The sequence below is a fragment of the Ensifer sp. LC163 genome, assembly GCF_001695855.1.
Lineage (GTDB): Bacteria > Pseudomonadota > Alphaproteobacteria > Rhizobiales > Rhizobiaceae > Ensifer.
Genome location: NZ_MBSS01000012.1, coordinates 723,830 through 745,167 on the forward strand (window position 1 = coordinate 723,830; position 21,338 = coordinate 745,167).

The window sequence follows — 21,338 nt, forward strand, 5'->3', positions numbered from 1 at the left end:
ACTCCATGTAAGAGGAATGATCGTAAAAGCATATCTGCTCTCACCCCTCCATTATCTCAGGTATCTACCTGTGGCGCCACCAATCTAAGGTTTTTGTAAATAAATGTAGCAAAGTAAAACATCGTAATAGTTACTTTTATTACTTAAAAATTGCCCGATTTCGATTCGAAAACAGGGAATCTTGCTTGTTGAAGGCCCAAGTAATGCGCACAATTAATACGTGCGTTCACGTCATGCATCGAGGCCGGAAGGGGTACTCGCTCGGGCTCTTTCACGTCAGCCTGCCACCTGGTAGCAAGTTCAACAGAGTCCTATTTTCCAGTCAGAGAGCACGTCCATCCGATGGCGAAGGCCATACTCACCACCAAGATCGACCCGACGTACGATGACCTACCGGAGCAGCGGTATCACTTCCCGCGCACTTATCTACGTCAGGTCGAAGCCGCTCACCGGGACTGGATCGTCTATTATGAGCCTAGGCGTCCGAGTGGCGATCTGATGAAATCCGGTGGCAAGCAGGCGTATTTCGCGACGGCGCGAATTGCCAACATCATCCCAGACCCATCGAAACCCGATCACTACTACGCGCTAATCGAGGAGTTTCTGCCATTCGATCATGCCGTCCCGTTCAAGGAGACGGACCACTACTACGAAAGCGGCTTGCGCAAGGAAGACGGCTCGACGAACAAAGGCGCGTTCGGCCGCGCTGTCCGAAACATTCCCGACGCCGAATATGACCTTATCCTCGGCGCCGGCTTCGCGCATGTCCTCGGGAAGCGTGACCGCGAACGGCCTGCGCCGGATCCAGCCGAGGAAGCGCGCATCGGATTTGGCGACAACCCGCAGATGCCCTACGAGGCCGACAACATCGATCGCCGCATCGTCACCCAGGTGCTTCAGCGTCCCTTCCGGGACCGCGCTTTCTCCGCAGCCATCAAGACGGCCTACCACGACACCTGCGCCGTCACCGGCCTCAAGCTCATCAACGGCGGCGGACGATCGGAAGTTCAGGCAGCGCACATTCGCCCCGTGGCGGACGGCGGCCCGGACAGCGTGCGAAATGGCATCGCACTCTCCGGCACAGCGCATTGGATGTTCGACCGTGGGCTGATCTCGGTTGATGATGACTACAGCTTGATGATCGCAGGTGGCGGCGTACCCGATACCATCACGCGGCTCATTAATCCGGAACGACGTTTGCTTGTGCCGACACGGGCTGACGAGCGGCCGCACTCGCAGTTCCTGCAATACCACCGGGAGCAAGTGTTCAAAGGGTGAAGGAGCGGAAATGATTTCCGCTATATGGGATCGATAACAAACTGCCAGCTCCGGAGCGACCAAGACACCGTACGTTCTCAGCCATTAAGTGCGTGAGCGCGATGATACGACGGTAGCAAAGCGTTACTTGAAGCCGCAGGCCTGACGAAAGCACGTTCGTGACACGTCATTGCCCGGCAATCAAACAGCAGTGTTTATATTAATCCTTGTAGGAAAATGCGGCACGATGCCATGCCAATTTTTCTCGATGTTTTACGCTCAACGGAAGCGGCCTCTGCCAACGTAACAATGCCCTTGCATCGGGGCCAAGCGAAGGAGAAAAGAGCGGCTTCCCTGCATCATCGAAACTCGCGAGACCACTATCGAATGCAGCATCCCAGAGAGCCGAGAGAAGTAGGCCGTTGTGAACGTCAAGCCGCTCGGCATCGCTGTCGCAATCCTTCCAAGGCTTGATGTGGGAGGCTCGGAGAAGCGCTTCGTCGGCAATACCCGTCAAAGGGCAACGCCCCTGCCAGTATGCCATCAGCCGCTCGCGAAAGATGTTTTGCCCGACCCGTTGAACCACAAGTCGCTCCGCTTCGGTCGTTTTCCGAAGACCCTTCGTCTGGTGAAGGAACTCCTGAAGCGGCGCATCCGGAAGGCTGACAGCGAGCTCGTAAACTCGCGGCATCGCTGCATAAAGCATAACCAAGTCGGCGAACCGAAAGCGCGCGAGGCCCGGTCCCCCACCATTCGGTTCCAGACCGATCTCGGCGATGACGCCGGGGTGATCAATCGCGAGGACCCAGCCGCCGGTATTTTCGCGTGCGAGCCAGAGCGAGCCCTGCGCGGTTGTCGAGGTGTAGTGCCGCCAGCCGTTGAGTTCTCCATGTGACCGCCGGAAACCGTTCTGAAATGCTACCTTGTCGCATTCCTGACGGGAAACAAAGGACTGCGGCGACTCGATCATCAGAAGTCCATCGCGAATAGCCGGGCTTCAGGAGGCGTGGATGAGAGTTGGAGCCGCAATGCTTGATGCTCAAGCGTGTGTTGCGAGGGCGCCGTTGTTGTCGTGACGATGTACTGGAATGGTGGCGGACTTCCCTCTTTCTCCAAACTGAGTGCGAAATCAAAAAGGTTGGCGTAGATGCCAGCGTCGAGGTCTGCTTCGCGTGGACTGTCGTGGATAAGAAGTGACGGCATGTCGGCCTTGCCATTCACAGAAAGGATCATGGCAGCGAGATCGAAGGCTACGATCTTGAACGACTCCACAGCCGCAGTTGAGAGTCCCGCGCCGCGTTCTAGTGAAATCTCCGGATGAAGACCGTTGCCATCGAGCTTCATTTTGCCAGAACAGCCCTTAGGCATCAGTGTAGCGACGAGTTGCCGAAAAAGTGTTGCTAGATCACCTATTGCTGCCGCTGCACGCTCGCGCTCCAACGCCGTCTTTTGCCGTGCCCCTTCTAGTCTTTTGTCGATGAGGGCTAGGCGTTGAGCTATCCCAACACGCTCCTTCAACTGAAGGTCAAACCAAGTTGCCTCTCTCACCAATTCGCTCGCTCGATTGACTGCCTTATTCGTGGCCGACATTTGATGTTCGAGCTGGGCAAATGAATTATCGATATGGGCGATCTCTCGGTCTAGTCGAGCAATCTCTTGGTCGAGTTCGTTGATTTCTCCCGGCAAAGCGCGCTGCTGGCGCTCCAGCTCAGTTACCTGTTGCTCGGTCCGCGCAATTCGCGACCGCACCTGGTCGAGGTCGCAACGCTCCAAAGAGATGCCACATCCGTTGGCCGTCACTTCATCTATGCTGACATGGCAAATTGCACAGCGGACAATGACGCCGGTTTCCAGCCTCGCTTGCTCGGTTCCCTGTTCAGCGCGGGCGGCAGCAATCTGACTAGGAAGGCTATGTAACAGGGCCTTTCTCTCAGCCCTCTCGTCACTGCTTTTGTTCCGTTCGGACTGTAGGATTTGGCGTTTCCCGCGCAGCCCATCGCTTGGTCTCTGACCCTTGGCATGCTCGGTACCTATGGCCTTCGCAAGCTCTTCATTCGCCTTGTCGATGAGCTCCTTGCGGACCATTTCCTCGGTCGGATCACGGCCCTTGGGGAAGGAAAGACTTTCGCAGAGCTCAGAAAACCGTTGGCTTTGAAACCAGTCGAGATGACCGAGCTTCTCACGCAGATTATCCCGCTCACGCGTGAGTACTCTGGCCTCGACAGTGGCTTGAATTTCGTCAACGGAGAGCGCTCCGATCGCAAGGCGTACCACCGTCAGCTTTGCTTCAAGAGACAGCTCCTGTGCAGGTGATCCCGAGCCGGATCGCTTGGAGCGCCAATCAAACACATCATCCAGCCGGCACTCTTGATCGCGGGTGAGCCATGCGAGCAGCACGTCCCAAACTTGTTCTGCCTTCAAGTTGTCGGGAACCTGATCTCGGTAACGGGCGCAAAACCGATCCGAAATCATCGGGGCGATGGTCGGAGGTACGGTGCCGACCAGAAGCTCGTCAAAAGTCTCCTCAATCCGCTCCGCGCGGGAGGCACGTGACGGCAGGTTCATGCCGATAGGACGGGTCACCACCCAGCATTCACCATCTATGATTATCTCCGCCCCGACAAAACCATTGGGCAACTTTTGCTGCATGAGCGGACGCTGCTCTTCATTGGAGAGGTGCCGCTCACCCAGGCAGTATCGGATCAGGCGGCAAAACGTCGTCTTCCCACTGCCGTGAGGTGTTGCGCCGGTCCCGTTCGTCGATAGATCTGGCGACCAGACAATATTGACGCCGCGCCGAAGCGGAATGTCGCGCAGCAAGGTTCCGGGATCCTGCCAGAGCGCTAGGCGTCGAACCCACAAGCGTGGTCCTTGCTGACCTTCCGGCAAGGTGAACTCAATTTCGGCCGGCTGAAACAGATCAGGCTGCAAGACGGCCCTCCCGGATGAATGGCAGGATGACGGCAGGAACCTGCGCTAACTCTTGATCGAGATTAATGCCTTCGAGCCGTGACCAGGCGAAAAGTGCGCGACCGATAGCGGGATCATTCGGATTCAGGGTTGAGCGGTCGAGCCTCTTGCCTGCGCCCCAGCGGGTGCCGTCGGTCGAAACATCCAGCACGGCTGATGAAACGAGGTCGCCGAATGCCGCGCCCCATGCAGCATTTGTTGGCGGAACGAGCTGGGTCACTCTAGTCGGGTGTGCCATGAGACGTTGCCACTCACGACCATCTGCTTCCGAAAGGAACCCATCAAGCAGCCCAGGCTGCAGACAGGCTAGAGCCGCTAGCCGTACGCGGCGAGCGTCAGAAGGCTCAGGCAGGATACCCACCAGGGCGCGAAGCTGGGCGCGCGCCCTGTCACGTTCATTGATACCCTGCGGCCAAGCCCAAACTGCATTCGAGAACTGTTTTAGCTGTGGAAGCTGAATCGGCTGCACAGCGGCAGATGTAGCATCGGCCATACCGAGAACGTCAAACGTCCCCTCATGCTCCATCCGGTCCCAAGCTTCGAGGACGAGGCGGCGGGTGCGGTATTCGCCGTGTTGGCGGATTTCCTTTTCCTTCAGAACGCGAAAAGTTTCCGAGGGGTAGTCGGGGCCCTTTACGTCGGCGGGATCCAGGATGTAGCGCAGTTCGTCGCGAGTCAGGCCGTAAGCGCGGGCGAAGAAGGCGTCGAGCTCGGCGCGGAGGAGCGCGCGGCGATCCTCGTTCCAAGCGAAGGGCGGACCGTCATAGCCCAGATCGCGGGCGAAGGGGGTGAGGCCGTGCGAGGTGTAGGTGAGTTCCAGCGCTCTAGGTGCAACAAACGCCAGACGATGCGCCGTGTAGAAGCTCGGTGGCAGAACTGGAAGTTGGAATAGGAACTGGAACGTAAGATTCGTGCCGCCCAATTTTTGTCTTGCAATAAAATCAAGAACTATAGCTGAGAGATTTGCTACGAAGCCAGCAACTAATTCGGGCTCTTGCTGTGGCAACATAAGTGGAAGCGAGTCCCCCGCTGCGCCGCGTGGTATTAAGCTTGAAATCAGTGTTCGCTCATCTGTGGCACGCGCAATCTTCCGCCAGCCGATTAACCAATTCTTCTCCCATCCCTTGTTGGCAAGCCTACGCACTACTTCGGCCTCTGGGACCCAATATCGGGGAAGGGGTTCGTAGGATGGAGTCGATTTCTGCTCTTTCGACAGGTCTACCGTACTGGCGCCGTCCAATTCGTACGTTGACCATCGATGGTCATACTGGTGGATCATCTTTGCTTCGTAAAGAGGAACGTAGACCGGGTATTTACTTGATTTAACAGTGGATGCGCCACTGTCGTCTCCAGTGATGCTAGAGAACGACAATGTGGATTCACCTTCATGCTTGTCCGCGATCCACTTCGCCATATCAAGCTCAAAGCCGTCGTCATTTAATTCTTTTGCTGTTCGGAACCACTCTGAATCTTCCGCCATGTGCCAAATTCGCGTATAGAATTTGGCATTCCAAGTGTTTCCATCTACGCCTTCACCTTCGTTTAGTAAAACAGGTGCTTGCTGGTATAGTTTTGCCGTAAGTTCAGCGTCCCTTTGCGACCGAAAAACCGGGGCATTTCGGGTGTTTGGATTAATGGTCTCAATCTGCCTCGTCGACAATGTAAAGCTGCGTTCAGAGTCATAGAGCCCTGCAGGAGACCGAAGAAAGAAGGCAAAACGTGCCTGTTTAACGTCACGGCCAAGTGTCAAAAGGCTGAATTTGAAGCTCCTGTGTACCGCTGGAAAGATTGGGACGGAGTTTTCAAAGTCAATAATATCGGAAAGACGTCGTTCAGCTACTATATTAGCGAAAAATGGAGCTGTAGTAACATCGGTAGCGATGCCAGTGGGAACGATCACTCCTGCACGGCCCTTGGGACCGGGAAGGTTTGCGAAGAGTTCTGCGAACAACTGATAAGTGTTTACATCCCCAGTACCGGTAAGTGCAAAGCGCCCACCTTCTTCGCCTGGCACCCGAACAAACTCGCTCGTCGCTTCGGCCTCGCGCTTCGCCGCCGCGAAGGCTTCGAATAGATTGCGATCCGCGCTGCCCGGCGCGGCCTTCTCTAGCGCCTTGATGAGCCGGTCGCGTGCAGCTTTGTTGGGGGCATTGGCGATCTCAGGCGAACGGGCACCAAAGAACTCCTGCTCTTGCAGCTTGATCCGCTCCCAAGGCGGGTTGCCCAGCACCACATCAAAACCACCCCGCTGCATCACATCGGGGAATTCCAGCGGCCAGTGGAAGGCATGGGCGGCGCGGGCCGCCTTCGGCGCATCGGTCATCGCCTGCCGCATCTTGCCCTGATTGAGGGTCATCCACAGTTCCTCGGTCGTCGGCACAGTGCGCGCCGAGGCGCCCGCCGGTGCGCCGCCGACCTTTGGCAGGAGGAAGGCCGAGACGTAGAGGTTCGCCGCCGCCTTGGCGCGGACAAAGGTCTGCTCTTTGCGCAGTTCCTTAAACCGTTCAGCCTTGGCACCGATCTGCTCCACGGTATCCTCGGGCAAATCGCGGAAGCCCGAGAAATCCAGCGCCAGCGGCTTCATCGCCGGCAGCGATGCCAGTCCCGTTCCGAAATCAAACCCACCCTGACCGGATGTCGCGGCGCGGTTGGCCTGCAGGTAGTAGCGCGCAGTATCTTTGTCGTCGCCAGTCAGCGGCTTGTACGCAGCGTCAGGGATGCCGTCCTGGAGCACCTTCAGGTCGAAGACGCCTAGCAAAGCGTCGCCACAGCGGATCTGCGCGTCGAAGAAGCCCAGCGGAAGGCCGGGGTCCACCGTTTCGATCCAGAGCGCGACCTTGGTCAGTTCCACCGCCATCGGGTTGCGATCGACCCCGTGGATGCAGCAGCGCGCCACATCACGCAGGGCATGGCGGAAATCGGCGAGCGAGGGCGTGCCCTCGGCCCGGATGCGGGCTAGCCGCGTAGCTATGCGGCGGGCGGCTGCCAGGAGGAAGTGGCCCGAGCCACAGGCGGGGTCGATGACCGAGAGCTTCATGAGCGCCTTGGCGGGATCCTCCGCCTCCGCCTCAGTCATGTCGAGAACCGGATCAAGCGCGGTATCGAGCAGCGCCTGAACGAGGCTGTCCGGCGTGTAGTATGAGCCGGTGGTTTTGCGTTGGTTGCCCTTCTGCTCGGCCGCCTCGGAGGCGAATACGAGCGTCTTGCCGTCATCGCCCAGTTGCGGCTGGAGCTCGAGGAGGGATTCGTAGACCGAGCCCAATTCCTCAGTCTCCATCGCGCGCCAGTTTACGGGGACCATACCATTTTTGTCCGCCAGCCAAGAGAGACGGTAGAGCGCCTCCATAAAGGCGCGGTTGCGCAGCCGAGCGGTTTCGAGATGAGGTAGCCGGTCTTCGGCAAACAGGCCGCCGAGAGCTGGAAGAGCGAGGGCCGGCTGGCCACTCGTCAGGGCGCGGAAGACGACCTTTACGCCCTCGTAGCGGTCATGGTGTTTGTCCCAGGTAGCAGCGCGATAGCATTGCTTGCGCAGCGACTGCAGCGAATAGCCATCGGCGTAAAGACTGCGGGCCTCGGGCTTTGCCTTGTCCGGGTGGAGCAGGTTGCGATCTTCGGCCACCATGAGGAAGATCAGGCGGTAGACGAGGCGCAGGAGTTCGTTGAACCATTCGGTGAGGTTCACTTCTCCGGAGTGCAGTTTGGCCGCAAGATCGGGATTGGCCTCGAGGAAGCCGGAGCCCAGAAGCTTCAGGGCGAGTTGGACTTGATCTGCCAAGCGATCACGCGCGGCCTCCCCTTCCTTCGAACCCGCGTCGCGCCAGCGTTCCAGAGCGCAATCCGTTGCGGGGGCGTCTGCCGCGCCAAAGCGTGAGCGGTGGATCAGAAGCCAAAGTGCGGCGAACGAAGCTATGTCTTCGTTCGTAAACATCTGGGCGAGATCTGCTTCGATGTAAGCCGGCCTTGTCAGCGAGGCATTGTCGCGCATCAGGCGCAACTGCGTGCCGTTGGTCACGATGCCCCAGAGGGCATCGTCCCTGTCGTTCAGATAATCCTGAAGGGCAAAGGCCGGCGAGCGAGACCGATCCGTCGAGAGCGTCGGGCTGCGGCGATCAAGTTGCTCATGAGGCGGGACAACCACGATGGGCACTCGGCCAGATGCCATCAGAGCGATAGGTGCCGGCACGGCAGTAAGGTCGGTGTAGTCAAAGGTCTCCTTGAAGAAACCGGAGATGAAGCGAACAGTCGCGGCTGGCGACGGATGCTCGATTTTGATGAAGGCGTCGAAATGCGATTGCCCGACACGAAAGGCCGTCGCGATTTCCTCGCGGATCTGGAGCCCCTTGCGAACCGAATAGTCCTCGGGAGACTGCTCCGGAGCCTGGCGCTGATCGATTTTGGCAATCATCGCCGGAGCGATCAAATTGCCTTCCAGGCTCAGCGATGGCCATGCCGACATATCGATGATGGTTTTGCGCGACATGATTACACCTCCCCCGGAACAAGCACGAAGAGGCCAATGACATCAGGGGAAATGATCGGCTCAACACTGACTCGAGACGCCGAACCAGCGGCGGCACGAAGACGCGCGTGATCTTCAACCAGCTCTGCGGCGCGCTTTCGCACAAATTCGGCAATTGGACCGGTCAACAGCTCTGGGAGGGCGGTGCGTGCCGCGTTGATCATGCGATCACGGGCTACAGGCGCGAGGTCGGCGGTCGCGGGTGAGGCAAGAAGCTCACGCGCCTTGCTGCCAGAAGCGATCACAGAGTAGCTATCGAATGCAACAAGCGCGGCCTCCTCCGCTAGCAGCAGGCGCTCGCGCCTTGCATGAACCGTGAGCTTGTAGCGAATGCGCAGGAGCGCGATGCGCGTCATCTGCGAGACGGCGGCACTTGGCCAAGCGCCGACACGACCGATGCCCAAGTCAGGAAGCGCTTCAATGTCAAGCGAGGCCTCCAGGAGACTCTCCGCCAGTGACGACGTCAGCGGGTGTGTTCTTGTCAGAAAGGAAGTCCCCGAAGGCGCCGGCTCCTGCGTTGCCAGTTTGAGAGATCCCTTGAGACCGTGCTGCTCCAGCTTCTCTTTGAGACTTGGTTGAAGAGCATGCACGTGTGCGAGATGCAGAGATTTTTTCTGTTCAAGCGGAACCCCGAACCGTGACATGGCCCGTTCAATGAATTCCAGCGTTTCCGCAGGTGATCCAAGCAGAGATTTCACCTTCTCCCATTCTGGGGCCACCTCATTCGGCTTCATCGCGTTCTGTGCAAATCGAGCACGCGACCGCTTTTCGTTGTCGCTGGCATCGCGCCAACGGGATTCCATCACCTGCATGCCATTACTTAGTTGCAGGTCGAGGGTTAGCTGCTGCTGGCTTCCACCGCCACGGCGAAGCATCATCGCAGCCATCAGTGCATCGGTAACCGGCCCACGCTCATCCGGAAGAGGAACGGTTACGCCAGTCGCCTCGCGGATTTCCGCGGCCTTGCGAAGAATTACTTCGAGCACGGCGCCATCGATCGCGCTATCAGGGGAGAACATCATGATGGAGCGCACAAGCTCGGCGGGTTGTCCGAAGCGATCCACTCGGCCTTCGCGCTGTTGATGGCGTGTAGGATTCCAGGACAAATCGTAGTGGATCACGCTGTCAAACAACTGTTGAAGGTTGATACCCTCCGAAAGGCAGTCTGTCGCGACGAGAATGCGCTGGTCATTGGCGTCACCATCTCCGGCCGCCATTTCGGCAACGCGATCGCGGCGTTCGTCCGGTGTCAGTTCCCCCGTGACCGCTTGCACGTTCAGTTTAGGGAATGCCTTTCGAAGCCCTTCCTTCACATGTTCCGCCGTCGCGAGGTAACGGCAAAACACGACAGGGTTCGCTCCTTCCTTGATCAAAGGTTTGAGGGCCTTGACAAGGGCGTTCAGCTTGGGGTCATCCGCTGACAGAAGCACGCTGGCCCTATCGAGCAGACCTTGGAGGGTGGGGTCGGTGGAGAACACCGTGTTCGGCTCAATATCGACGGCGTCTTCATCGTCCCCATCCTCGTCATAAATCTGCGGCTCCAGACGGTCGTCTTCGTTTGACGCTCTATTCCGCAACGCGCTCAGTGCCGCGGCGGGAGACGATCCGACACAACGCATGAGTGCCAGAGTCCCCCAGAAGGCAAGACGGCGATCCTTCTGCGCGTCGCCCGCGCGAGATACCACTGAGAAGCAATAATCGAGCACTTCTTCTTGGAACCCCCGATGTGCGTCGTTCATGCGATATGAGTATTCGGTGGTCTCGTGCTTGGGGAAGGACCGGTTTTCGTCCCATGCCCCCTCCACGAGGTCGACGCGCCGTCGCTGAACGAAATGTCTGGCAAGGCGCTCTCGGTATTTTGCGTCATCAAAGTTCACGGTACCGAACTCCCTGTCGATCAACGACAGGAGCCTCGCGAAAGCTTCTTCGTCCCCGGAATGCGGAGTTGCTGTCAGCAGGATCAGCCGGCGTTCAGGATCGCGTGAAAGCCCTTGCAGCAAGTCGAAGCGCTGCTGCCTCCCTTTATGCGTCCCAACGCAGGCATGGGCTTCGTCCACGATGACGAAGTCCGGGCACGCCCTAGCGAAACCATCGCGACGCTTTTCAGCTTTGATATAATCGAGACTGACAACCGTGAAAGGGTAAGCATCGAACAGGGTTTGCGCCAAAGGCAGATTTCGCTCCAGACGAGCGGCCGTCCCGGAGGTGACTGCAACGGCGTCGATCCCGAACCTATCCTTTAGTTCGACGAGCCATTGATCCACGAGATGAGGGGGGCAAAGCACCGAAAAAGCATCGACCTCACCACGGTCCATGAGTTCACGAAGGATTAGACCAGCTTCAATTGTTTTGCCGATGCCAACGTCGTCGGCGATCAGGAGGCGTGGCACCTGAAGGCGTAGGGCCATCAGAAGCGGGACAAGTTGGTATGTGCGCGGCTCGAATGCGAGCTGAGCTGCGGACCGAAACGGTCCCGCGCCTCGGCGGAGAGTCAGCCGCAGTGCATCCGCAAGGAGGGCCGCTTTCGACTGTACTGTTTTGCGAGCATCGTCAGGCAGGTCAAAGCGGGCGGCTTCAATAGGTGCAAGCTCGAGGTCCGGTGCAAGGACGACAATGTCGTTTTCATTGCCCGAGAGAGGACGCAGGGCGAGCAGGCCATCTCCGGGTGTCGGCAAGGTCACCCATTCGCGGCCGCGTGCTCTGACGAGATCCCCAGGTGTGAAATTCACAGTCATATCAACCTTCGAAATTCTTGATGAAACTATCCGGCAATCCTTCGGACGGCGCCGCGGGCAAGCCGAACACAACCCAGCCCTTCTTCATCGCATCCGCTTCGGCTTCGGCTGTCACTTTTTCGGTCGTCGCCGCAACCGCAAATGCACGCCACGCGAACTCAAAATCAATGCCGCCGAAACGCGCAGGCATCGTGTCGATTTGCGGAATACCAGCAGCTCCAAATGCCTCAAGCCAAGGTGAAACGACAGCGCCGGGTGCTAACGTTGCCGCAAGTGAAATCTTTCCTCGGCTGAGATTAATCAGAAACTGCGTCACTTCTGGGCTTGAGCGATTGATCAGCTCGTGGTCTGGCTGGTTGAAGTAGGAGAGAAGGCAGCGATAACAGCCACGCACGCAGCTCCCATCCTCTTTCTCTCTAAGCAAATCTGCATCCCCCGCTGCTATCGCCGCATCCACATTTTCGAAGTGCATTAAGTTCAGCGCGGTTTTGGCAACCTCATTAATTGCTTTTCCGTCGTCTATCAGGCGCGTGAGCACGCCGGCTCCGCCTTCCGTTGCCTCATAGGTGAGAATCGCTCTTCGGTTGTCTCTTGCGGGCAGCGGCTCACCCAGGATTTCGCCTTCCTCCAGTTGGAAGACCACTTCGATCCCGCGAAGCAATGCATGCTGGACCGTGGCGATCGTTTCCGGCTCATATTGTTCCGGCTTTTCAAAGCGAAACAGAAGCGCATTCTTTCTGTCGCGAACGATCGGCACAATGCGGACCGGCTTGATGACGTCGGGCGGGACATCCGTGTCGCTATCCTCGTCGTCGGACTTTGCCCAGTAGCCCGATCTAGGGTCGATGTGGAAGCCAAAGACGGTCTGCTCCTTGCGGCGTTTCAAACCCTTGTTCAGACGACTTATTTCGGCGCTATTGGCGTATTGAAGGGCTAGCAGCGAAGTCTCTTCGCAGACGAACTTGGCGTTGGTCACCTGGACCTGGCCGTCCTTTTTCGGCCACGAGAACACCGTTTGGATGTCAAAGCCCTGCCTGACTCGTTCCTCATCGTTTGCCGTGATGCGCTCAGTCGGTGCCGCTTCGACATTGTCGATGCGCAGCGTCTTCTTGATGGGAACTTCTCCTGCCATGTGATTGTTGCACCCATGGCAGCGCTCGACTTCACCTTCATGGGATGCGCCACAGTTGGAGCAAATGTAGATGTCCTTGGTCGCCAATTCCGAGCCGTCGACTTGGCGTACCTCCGGGGGTAGTTTGGCCTTCATGACGCGGTAGGCACGGCCTTCATGGTAAATCAGACTGCGCGGTCCGAATTCGGAAATTGCCAGGAAACGTGCTCTGGAGAGAAATGAGCCATTTTTCCCTTCTCCGGGAACAAATGCATACAGCGGCAGGCGCGGGAAGTTATAGCCGGGCAAGAAGCCTTCAGTTGCCAGATACCGATACGAATAGAAATCGGATCCATAGGACGCCTTGCCCTGTTCAAGGATTGCGATCTGATCCTGAGCTTGCATTTGCGCGGCCTTGATCTTGCGTCGGTCCGCTCCCGATAGGCCAGTAATCTCGGAGCGCTTATTCGCCTCAGCCAACTGCGTTCTGGCGGAACTGTACAGCTCACGCCAACGATCAAATGCCCGATCAAACTCTTTCGGCGCGTTCATAGCGGTGTGGAGAACGAATTCGTCCGGGTCTTCCATCCAGATCGGGGCCTTGCCACCATCAGAAGCCAAGATCTGTTTCAGGACACGTGCCATCGGACCGCGCGCCTGCGAGACAAGAGCCGGCTTGGAAATGACCGCCAGAACCTCCTCCTTCAGCGGGAATTTCTCGCCGTCAAGGTCAAGGATTTCAGGAATATCCGGGGAGAGCGCCAGTTTTGCTTCCGCCAGCCACACTGCATGAAGGTGCGACCGGACCAGCTCTTCATTCGTGATGTCAAGTGCAGGCGGCCGAACGACACCAGCGACCATATCGTTGCGCCGCTCGAAGAAATACTGGTCATGCGGTGATCCCGAAGCGCAGTATGTCACAACGACGGCGGCCTGCCCAGAACGACCGGCTCGACCAGCACGCTGCGCGTAATTCGCAGGCGTGGGCGGGACGTTTCGCAGATACACGGCGTTCAATGCGGAAATGTCGACGCCGAGTTCCATTGTCGGAGAGCAGAATAGCGCTGGTAGGAACCGATCGGTCTCGCCGGTTGCTCGAATTTCGGTGCGGTACTCTGATGTTGCAAGGTGTTCCACGTCGTCCTGTTCGAACCGGAACCGCCATTCACGCCATTCGCGCTGTTTCTGCGAAACTTGGGCCGTGTGTTCGCGACCCTCCAGACCCCAGTAGGAACTACTCCCATCGCTGAGGTCGTAAGCAATCGCGGTGTAAAGGTGATGGAAGTATCGGTTACCGCGTTGACTTTCATCAGAAAGCGCAGGCCCCGGGATGAGCCGGACCGCCGATGGCGATAGGCGCCAGCCTAGCACGTCACTGTCGAGTTCGACGGGCACAAGCAGCCCTTCATCGCTGAGAAAGGAAAGCATCCCCTCCATAAATTCGTAGTACTCATCCTTATTGAGTTTCGTGCCCAGGACGGACTTCCGATTCACTATCCTAGCGATTCTGGAATTGGGGCCGGCCCTAAGAAGCGTTTGTTCTTCACGCAACGTGACTACGTTCTTGCTTCCCGCACGCAGGACCAGCGAAGAACGTGCTCTTGGGTTCTCTTTTTGGTCGATTGCCCAAGGAGCTTGAAGAAGGTTCCGGGATTTCTGTGCCACGCCATCAAGGACAGCAAGGTCCAAGGCCTCTGTCTGCACAGCCAGGCCTTCGAGCATAGCGGACAAAATCGTCTTGAGTATTGCTTGCCGCTGATCGTTGCCAAGATCGCCCAGCGCAGGGTGGATGGTCATAACGCGCTCGCGATCTTGCGCGAGTTCCTCGAGGCCGAGGAAATTCACATCGATCAGGTTAAGGACAGACAGGCTGGGGTTGGTAAAGCGCCATCCGCGACGCAGGTCGGTCCAGACACGATGGGCGAGCACTTTGGCGAGCGAACGCTGTGCGTCTTCACGAATAATGGCGCCAGCATTCGCGTCCAGCAGCCAGTGCTGGCGTGCCTCCTTGTTGGCAGCGGTGAAACCAAGCGCTTTCACCACCTGGAGGCCAAACTCGTCTTCTGCAAGGCCTCCTGAGTCAGCAGACATCACCGCGCGAAGGATAGCACCGCGCAACAAGCTTACGAATAGGAAGTCGTTGAAATGGCCAGACTGCAATGCTGCGTCCTGACGATTGTCTGTGAAACCCAGCAGTTTGCGCTTCGTCTCGGGCACGCCGCTGCCCGGCTTGTTCATCCATTCCAAGGCACTGGCTACGAGCAGTGTTGTCGCAGAGCTCCGCCCTTCACCGGAGAGCCCGGCAAGCTTGCTGCGTTCACGCATCCCTTGTGTGGGTTCATCGTGACAACAGAGGCAGAACGCGAACTTCCCGGGGATGAACCAGAAGTCATTCCCGCCCGCTCCGTGACGGCCATCTGCACCTACCATGTAGGATACCGGCATACGCTTCTTGCGATAGCCTCTCAACCGTTCGATGCCATTCTTCTCTTCCCGCCAGCTCTCGGGGTAACCCTCAAGCTCGCCGGTGAACTGAAAGTCAATATCACCTGGGTCTACCGGGCAGAGATAGCCGGCAATCTCGTCTTCCTCACTATCGAGTGGTGTGTCGTCGATGCTTCGGGGCAAAAAACGCAAATCCCCTTCATCATCGACCTTCGTCACGACATGGTATTCTTGGCCACAGCTTCTGCAGAATCGTGTCGGATAGAGGCGGTTGCCTGGTGCCGCTGGATCCTCGAGCTGTCCATCGAGAAGGATTCGTCGTGGTCTGGCCGCGAGTGTCGTGAAGACCTCGCCTGCGCCGGAGATAAATCGATGGAGCTTAAAGGCGAGAAACGCGCTATCCTTTGTGCCGCCACGCTCATGCTCAGGCAGGCTCACCCGGGTCAGGAACCGCTCGAGATAGTCGCGGCAAGTTTCAGCATCGACCCCACCGGCCAGCGACAGCTTCGCAACGGCCTCTTCAAACGGGATCGGCTTTTTCCTACGAAGTTCAAGTCCGTCGTCCAATCCAAGTTCCAACTCCACCCAAACAGAGAGTGGATGGCGTTTCAAGGTCTCGTCATCGAGTGTCTCTGGGAGAGACTGCGTAAGCACCTTGCTCAAGGACCCAACGACGTGGTCCGTCGTCAACGAGTCATCTGTTGCTCGCTGTAAGGATTCGTCGATGACCGCGTCCGGGCCAATTTCCGAGCCGAATAGCCGTGACGCAACCTTTGCGACAGCAATAGCGCGGCTCTCGTCGGTACCCTCAGATGCCATCGTTGCCGAGGTTCCGATGCAGATCGGTTCTTTGTCAGGAGAGCACCTGTCACGCAAGCGCCGAACGAGGACGGCGACATCGGCCCCTTGGCGTCCGCGGTAGGTGTGCAATTCGTCAAGAATGATGAACTCGAGGCCGGAGGCATTGGCAATTACCTGCGAATCCAATTCGTCCTGCCGCGTCAGCAACAGTTCAGCCATCATATAGTTCGTCAGCAGAATGTCTGGCGGGTTGGCGGCAATGCGCTCACGTTCTTCACGGCTTTCCTGTCCGGTGTAGCGCTTTACCACCGGCTTGAGATCGTCGGGCAAACCAGAACCAGCGATGAACTTGTCGATTTCCTTCATCTGGCTGTTTGCCAAAGCGTTCATGGGATAAACGATGATCGCCGTTGTTCGCCGGGGTTTGCCCCCGCGACGAGCGCGGATAATGGCGTCGACAACCGGCACAAAGAAACACAAAGATTTTCCCGAACCAGTGCCAGTTGTGACGACATAGCTCTTGCCCTGCTTCGCCTTCGCAATTGCTTCGGCCTGGTGTCGATGGAAGCGAAGTGGTGTCTTTCCGAAACGGAAGACCTTTCCCGTGCCCTCATCAAGGTCGCCCGTGGCTACGAGTTCATCGGCCGTCGGTCCGGCCATGAAGCGCGGGTTAAGTGACAGGAGGGCGTCAGGCCAAAATCTTCCGGCGTCGTACTGGGCGTCGATCTCGGACTTCAGGTCGGGAGCCCGAATTGCGCTGAATGAACGCGAGAAATGCTCATATGCGCCAATCAATTGGTGATCAAATTCAAACGCTTTCATCGAGATGCCCAACTACCTGACCGACAAGAAGTATTTCACGATAAACAGCAGGTTGTGAAAACACAATCAGCGATCAGATCATCGTTGAGCCCCGGCAGCAGGCGGCCAGCGCAGCTTGCCGCGCCCAATGCGTCGCGCCTCGATCAGCTTGTCCTCGCCGGTCGACCGCCCTGAAAAAAGGCTCGGCTTGGGATCGGTGGCGAACTTCCGGAAGGGAGCGACGCGCCGGTAGTCTGGCGTCGCCAGCCAAGTGCGTCCGTCTCCTTCATCGGTAAGGATTCGATAGAGGCCGGCCGGCGGCGCTGTCTCGGTCTCGAGTAGCCGGACATAGCGCTCTACCGACCACCTCTGGATGCCGCCGCTGACCGAGCCCAAATCGAGAATAGATGAATTCGTCGGAGCAGACGGCTATCGATTATAGAAGCTGTCGTTGGGAGACCGCTCTGGAGCTCCTCCTTGAAGCCAACTCGTCTTTCTTTAGTCGCTCTGCGGAGGTTTTCTCGCTGTTATCGAGCCGAACCTGTCTTACCAAAGTAGCAATCGGTTCCCCAACCAGTACGAAATCGGGAATGTCGAGTGGAGGAAGCTCCATCAAACGATCCGGTTCGGCTCGGACAATCTCGCGAAGCTCCATCAATAACCGACCCAGTACGTTCCGGCCGGAAAAATGACTGCCATCAGCGACCTTCGCGCCCCAATAGTCATCTTTACTCGAACTCTCGACAATCGGCCGGTCTCCTGTGGCCAGCAAAAGCGCAGAAAATTTGCTCCAGTTATGCAGCAGCTTGGCGCGTAAACACCAGCGCATAATTTTAACGCGCACCTCATCCCAATCGGGTCGGGAGTCGTCGCGATATGGTTTGGAACGCATTTTCGCGGTCATCGGACTCGTCTCCTCGATAATCATCCGCTGTACGTGCGGCAGATGTGGGAAGCGGCACGCCTGATACAGGGCCTCGGACGTGCGAAGATGATATCGCAGAACTCTAATGGGATAGCCCGGCGCCATGTTCGAAAGGCCGCCGAAATCCTCCGACGTCTTGCGGAAGCTGACGACGTGATCGCGGGTATATTCTCGAAAATCGGCTTTGCTCATGGCTTCAGTTGGTCTTCCTCGGAAATAAAGGGTACCATGGATTGCCGGCCCACAACACCAGCGGCGCGTTGTTCGGACAGTTTCTGTATGTGACTATCATGGAGCCGAACCCCGTCGTTCCCATCATGCTGTTTCCCAGCGGCCGCATATAAGCATTCAGATAAGGGCATTGCGCCCGAACCTGAACACCCGAGACGAGAAACTGTTGCTCAAGAAGCGCACGCCCGTTTTCGGATGAGAATAGTTCCAACGCACCTAACTGCCCCGGGGTCCGAAATACCGGTGCGAGATTGAGGCCGGCGACATAGGCGGCTGTAGCGGGATCAGCCGGCACGGCCGTAGGACGCAAGACGTCGGAGTTCGCCATATAGGTCTTGCGATCTTCTAGCTCGAAAACACGCCACCAACTAACCTCGATCTCCTTTCCGGCTTCTTTCGCGGCTTCGGCTATGTCCTTGCCTGTGCGCCATTGGCCGAGGCGATGAAATGCAATTGTGATGATGGCAAGCTTGGCCTTGTTGGGCGCTGCTTCCTTGATCCAGCGCGTAACGTCATGCTTGATTCGACCGCCGGAAAACAGAACATCATCAATATAAACAAAGGTGTTAATCGGCGCTTGGCCACAATTGGCGAGGCTGATACCGCAAGCCTTCTGAAGAGCCGCATCGAAAACCGCGAGCATGTCGCGTTGGCTATTACCGGCGGTTTGGAGGTGTAGGACGCCCGCATTCTTCCAAAAAGCGGTCGGATCACCGCCAGTCAGCTTCTCATTCACCGTAATGGCGGCAAGAAACTGTTCCACGTTTTTCCGCGTGAAGTATGTCTTGCCGAACACGTGCCCAAGTTCCGCCAGTATCGGCTCCTGAATCTCAGGGGAAAACTGCCGAACCCATCGATCCACATGTTCGGCAGTTATAGGAGCGATTTCGCCTTGTCGGTAATCGGCAACATGCTCGACGAGCTTGTCAAGCAACTCTTTCCTGCTCGCCATTCATCTTCCCTTCCCGCGGACATGTATCTTGCTTTCGCCTTGGCGAATCACATCTTTACGACTGTCCATAGTCTGGCATCGCTTTTGCCGGACAACAACTTTTCCGGGTTTGTCGCGTTCTTGATCCTCGCCTTTTCGTCGAGAATGTCTGCTGCGACCTCTCAGCGATTCCCAGAAAGTCGTAAGCGACTTCCCTTTGGGGGACCTCCTCGATTGCACATTCTTTAGCCCAGCGGCGGAAATTATTGCCGCTCACCGAACAAGTTGACTAAGGCTCAGGGCAGAGCACAAAGGCGGCATCCGACGCCACTCCCTGACCATGCGATCTTCTTGTCGGCAACAGCTCATGGCAGCGTTCTGGATGAAGCTTTGTCTTTCCTCCCAACTCGCCCCAACTCCTCGTGAGGCGACACCGTTTGTCGCGCTCGCAAATTGGCACATTATGCAGGCCGCTGGGTCCTAACGTTTTGACTTTGTCGCCCCGACGCCAGCCATGCTGGTCGAAATCTTAGCCTTTCCTATGCAGGCGGGAAAACGTACACAGCTCAGGAAAGCACCATACCGTCCAGATCGTTCAATCAGCCATCCATCCTTGCATTCCGGACATGCCGAATAGCTGGTAGCGCAGGTACACCGAGCCTCGCCCGATCCGTCCAGGCGACGCGGAAGACCCGCACCACAGGACGGACAGGCAGGCAGCAGATTTCCACAGTGCTGGACATGTTCGCAACGATACCAGGTTCGCCCATCCTGGCCCTGTACATCCAGCAACCGTCCGCCGCATTCTCCACATTCGTACGCAGTCTGTTCGCTGCCAGCATCCGCAGCGATGCCGTACTTTGGGTCTTTCTTGAGTTCCGTAACAAATGATGATGGTCTCGAGTTCGAGGCCATGATCGTCAGCGTGCGACGAGCTCGTGTCATCGCGACGTACATGACCCGCCGCTCCTCTGCGTTTTCGAACAGTTCTTCGTCTGGCGACACCAAGGCTAGCAAGGGGTCGTCGACTATCTCAGACGGGAAGCCCATTCGACCGCTGTCCGCGTTCAGGACGATCACATGATCGGCCTCGAGGCCCTTGGACGCATGGATCGTCTTGAAGTTGATGCGCAGACGGGGGAACCGGCGCTGCAGGTCTCTCATGTCTGGCTCAAGAAAGCGATACCGTCCAAGCAATAGCACGCTTGCGGTGCTCGCGGGTTCAATCTTGGCGGATATCTCGGCAAGAGCTTCGCCTAGCTTATTCGCCCCCTCGTTCTTCGACGGCATCACGATCCTGATGGCCGGCTCGGTTGCTTTCCCTGCGGGAACGATCTGCTTGGGGATCTGGGCCGGATTTTTCAGCACAAACGCCCTCGCCGCATATGCGATCTGGTCGATCGATCGGAATGTGCGACCAAGATCGACTGTCCTGTAGAGTCCGGTCTTTCCGTTGAAGCTCCCACCAAATTCTTCGCCGAAGTGGCGCATCAGATGGATGTCCGATCCTGCAAATCGGAAGATCGATTGCCAGTCGTCGCCAACCGCAAAGACACGGACATCCGGGTGCTGAGCTTTCAACGCCTTCACCAGCCGGGCACGGCTCTGTGATATGTCCTGAAACTCGTCCACAAGGATGTGCCGGAACGGACTAACATATCGGCCGGTTTCAGCATACTGGGCGGCTCGCAGGATCATATCTTCGAAATCGATCCGACCGCCCAGTCGTTTCTGATATTCCTCGAAAACTGGCGCAAAGACGGCGAGGAACGCCTTGGCGCGATTGCCCAGCCTCAGTCGCTCGGACTTCTCGTCACAATCGGCTACGCTGTAGCCACCGCTTTTGAACTTGCGCAGGAACGTCCCTAGCAGTTGTGAGAAGGCGTCTACCTGATTCAGCTCAACCACGCGGTCAAAGATCGTGTCGGCAGGGCGAGGTTTGAGTGTCACATGCGGTGAGAGCTTTTCAGCTAGGGCGGTGAGCAGACGCCCCTCTTGCCGCTCGTAGCTATATGTCTCTATGAGCATTGTTTCATGAGCCGCGTGAACCTCGCGCTTCCATTCCATGCCCGCCAGATACTCGTCACGATTGACGAAGGGCGCTGTGATCAGCCGCTCGCTGCCATGGGCCGCTTTTTGCCGCCGCACACCGAAATGTTCGATATACACACCGCTTTCAGTCAGACGGAAGTCCGGGCAATAGTCCCGACGTCCAGTCTCCTGGATCTTGTGCTCGTAGTCCGGCTCATATTCATATTCGACACCGTTCTCGTAGAGCCAGTTGGCAATCTGCAGCTCTTCGTAGCTCTTGACCTTTTCACCCTGCAGGGTGCGGAGATCCTGCTTTTCCATATGGGTGTAGAAATCGTGCTTGGTTTTGAAGTCCCATTCGGTCTTCGGTTCGACCAGGAAGTGCGCGAGGCGAATGCATGCGCGCTAGGACCTCATCGCCTGGCACAACAGACTGCATTTATAACCTTGCTCCATGGGGTGTTCTTTCCGCCGTCACAGGGTCCGCTCCACACGTGGCGATTGAAGCCACACCGAAATCGCACTTAGCTCGGAAGCGGAAACTAGCTCCGCGTACCCTGCTGTTGACTGATGCCCAAAGC

General features: G+C 57.4%; 9 protein-coding genes. 1 reads left to right on the forward strand and 8 read right to left on the reverse strand.

The annotated features are described in order from the left end of the window. Positions 1-342: 342 nt before the first annotated feature. A complete protein-coding gene (locus BC360_RS13365) occupies positions 343-1,278 on the forward strand; it encodes an HNH endonuclease (RefSeq protein WP_065795486.1) in 936 nt (311 codons plus the stop codon). A 199-nt stretch (positions 1,279-1,477) separates the two neighbouring features. Here BC360_RS13365 and BC360_RS13370 read toward each other — a convergent pair whose 3' ends face one another. From BC360_RS13370 to BC360_RS13410, 8 genes are all read right to left on the reverse strand, one after another. Beyond that, a complete protein-coding gene (locus tag BC360_RS13370) occupies positions 1,478-2,227 on the reverse strand; it encodes an HNH endonuclease (RefSeq protein ID WP_065795487.1) in 750 nt (249 codons plus the stop codon). Then, positions 2,227-4,188, reverse strand: a complete 1,962-nt coding sequence (locus BC360_RS13375) for a chromosome segregation protein SMC (RefSeq protein ID WP_065795488.1) — start codon at positions 4,186-4,188, stop codon at positions 2,227-2,229. The genes BC360_RS13370 and BC360_RS13375 overlap by 1 nt, the downstream gene beginning before the upstream one ends. Further along, on the reverse strand, positions 4,178-8,707 hold the full coding sequence (locus BC360_RS13380) for an Eco57I restriction-modification methylase domain-containing protein (protein ID WP_065795489.1): 4,530 nt from the start codon (positions 8,705-8,707) through the stop codon (positions 4,178-4,180). Before BC360_RS13380 ends, BC360_RS13375 begins: the two co-directional genes overlap by 11 nt. A gap of 2 nt (positions 8,708-8,709) precedes the next feature. Further along, positions 8,710-11,481, reverse strand: coding sequence for a DEAD/DEAH box helicase (locus BC360_RS13385; protein ID WP_065795490.1), 2,772 nt, complete (start codon positions 11,479-11,481; stop codon positions 8,710-8,712). A 1-nt stretch (position 11,482) separates the two neighbouring features. After that, positions 11,483-16,660, reverse strand: coding sequence for a DEAD/DEAH box helicase (locus BC360_RS13390; protein ID WP_065795491.1), 5,178 nt, complete (start codon positions 16,658-16,660; stop codon positions 11,483-11,485). A gap of 415 nt (positions 16,661-17,075) precedes the next feature. After that, complete coding sequence (locus tag BC360_RS13400) at positions 17,076-17,756, reverse strand: NADAR family protein (RefSeq protein ID WP_065795493.1); 681 nt, start codon at positions 17,754-17,756, stop codon at positions 17,076-17,078. A 4-nt stretch (positions 17,757-17,760) separates the two neighbouring features. Then, positions 17,761-18,747, reverse strand: coding sequence for a hypothetical protein (locus BC360_RS13405; RefSeq protein ID WP_065795494.1), 987 nt, complete (start codon positions 18,745-18,747; stop codon positions 17,761-17,763). Between the two features lie 459 nt (positions 18,748-19,206). Then, positions 19,207-21,078: a UvrD-helicase domain-containing protein gene (locus BC360_RS13410; protein ID WP_083222536.1), complete on the reverse strand. Its 1,872-nt coding sequence runs from the start codon at positions 21,076-21,078 to the stop codon at positions 19,207-19,209. Positions 21,079-21,338 lie beyond the last annotated feature (260 nt).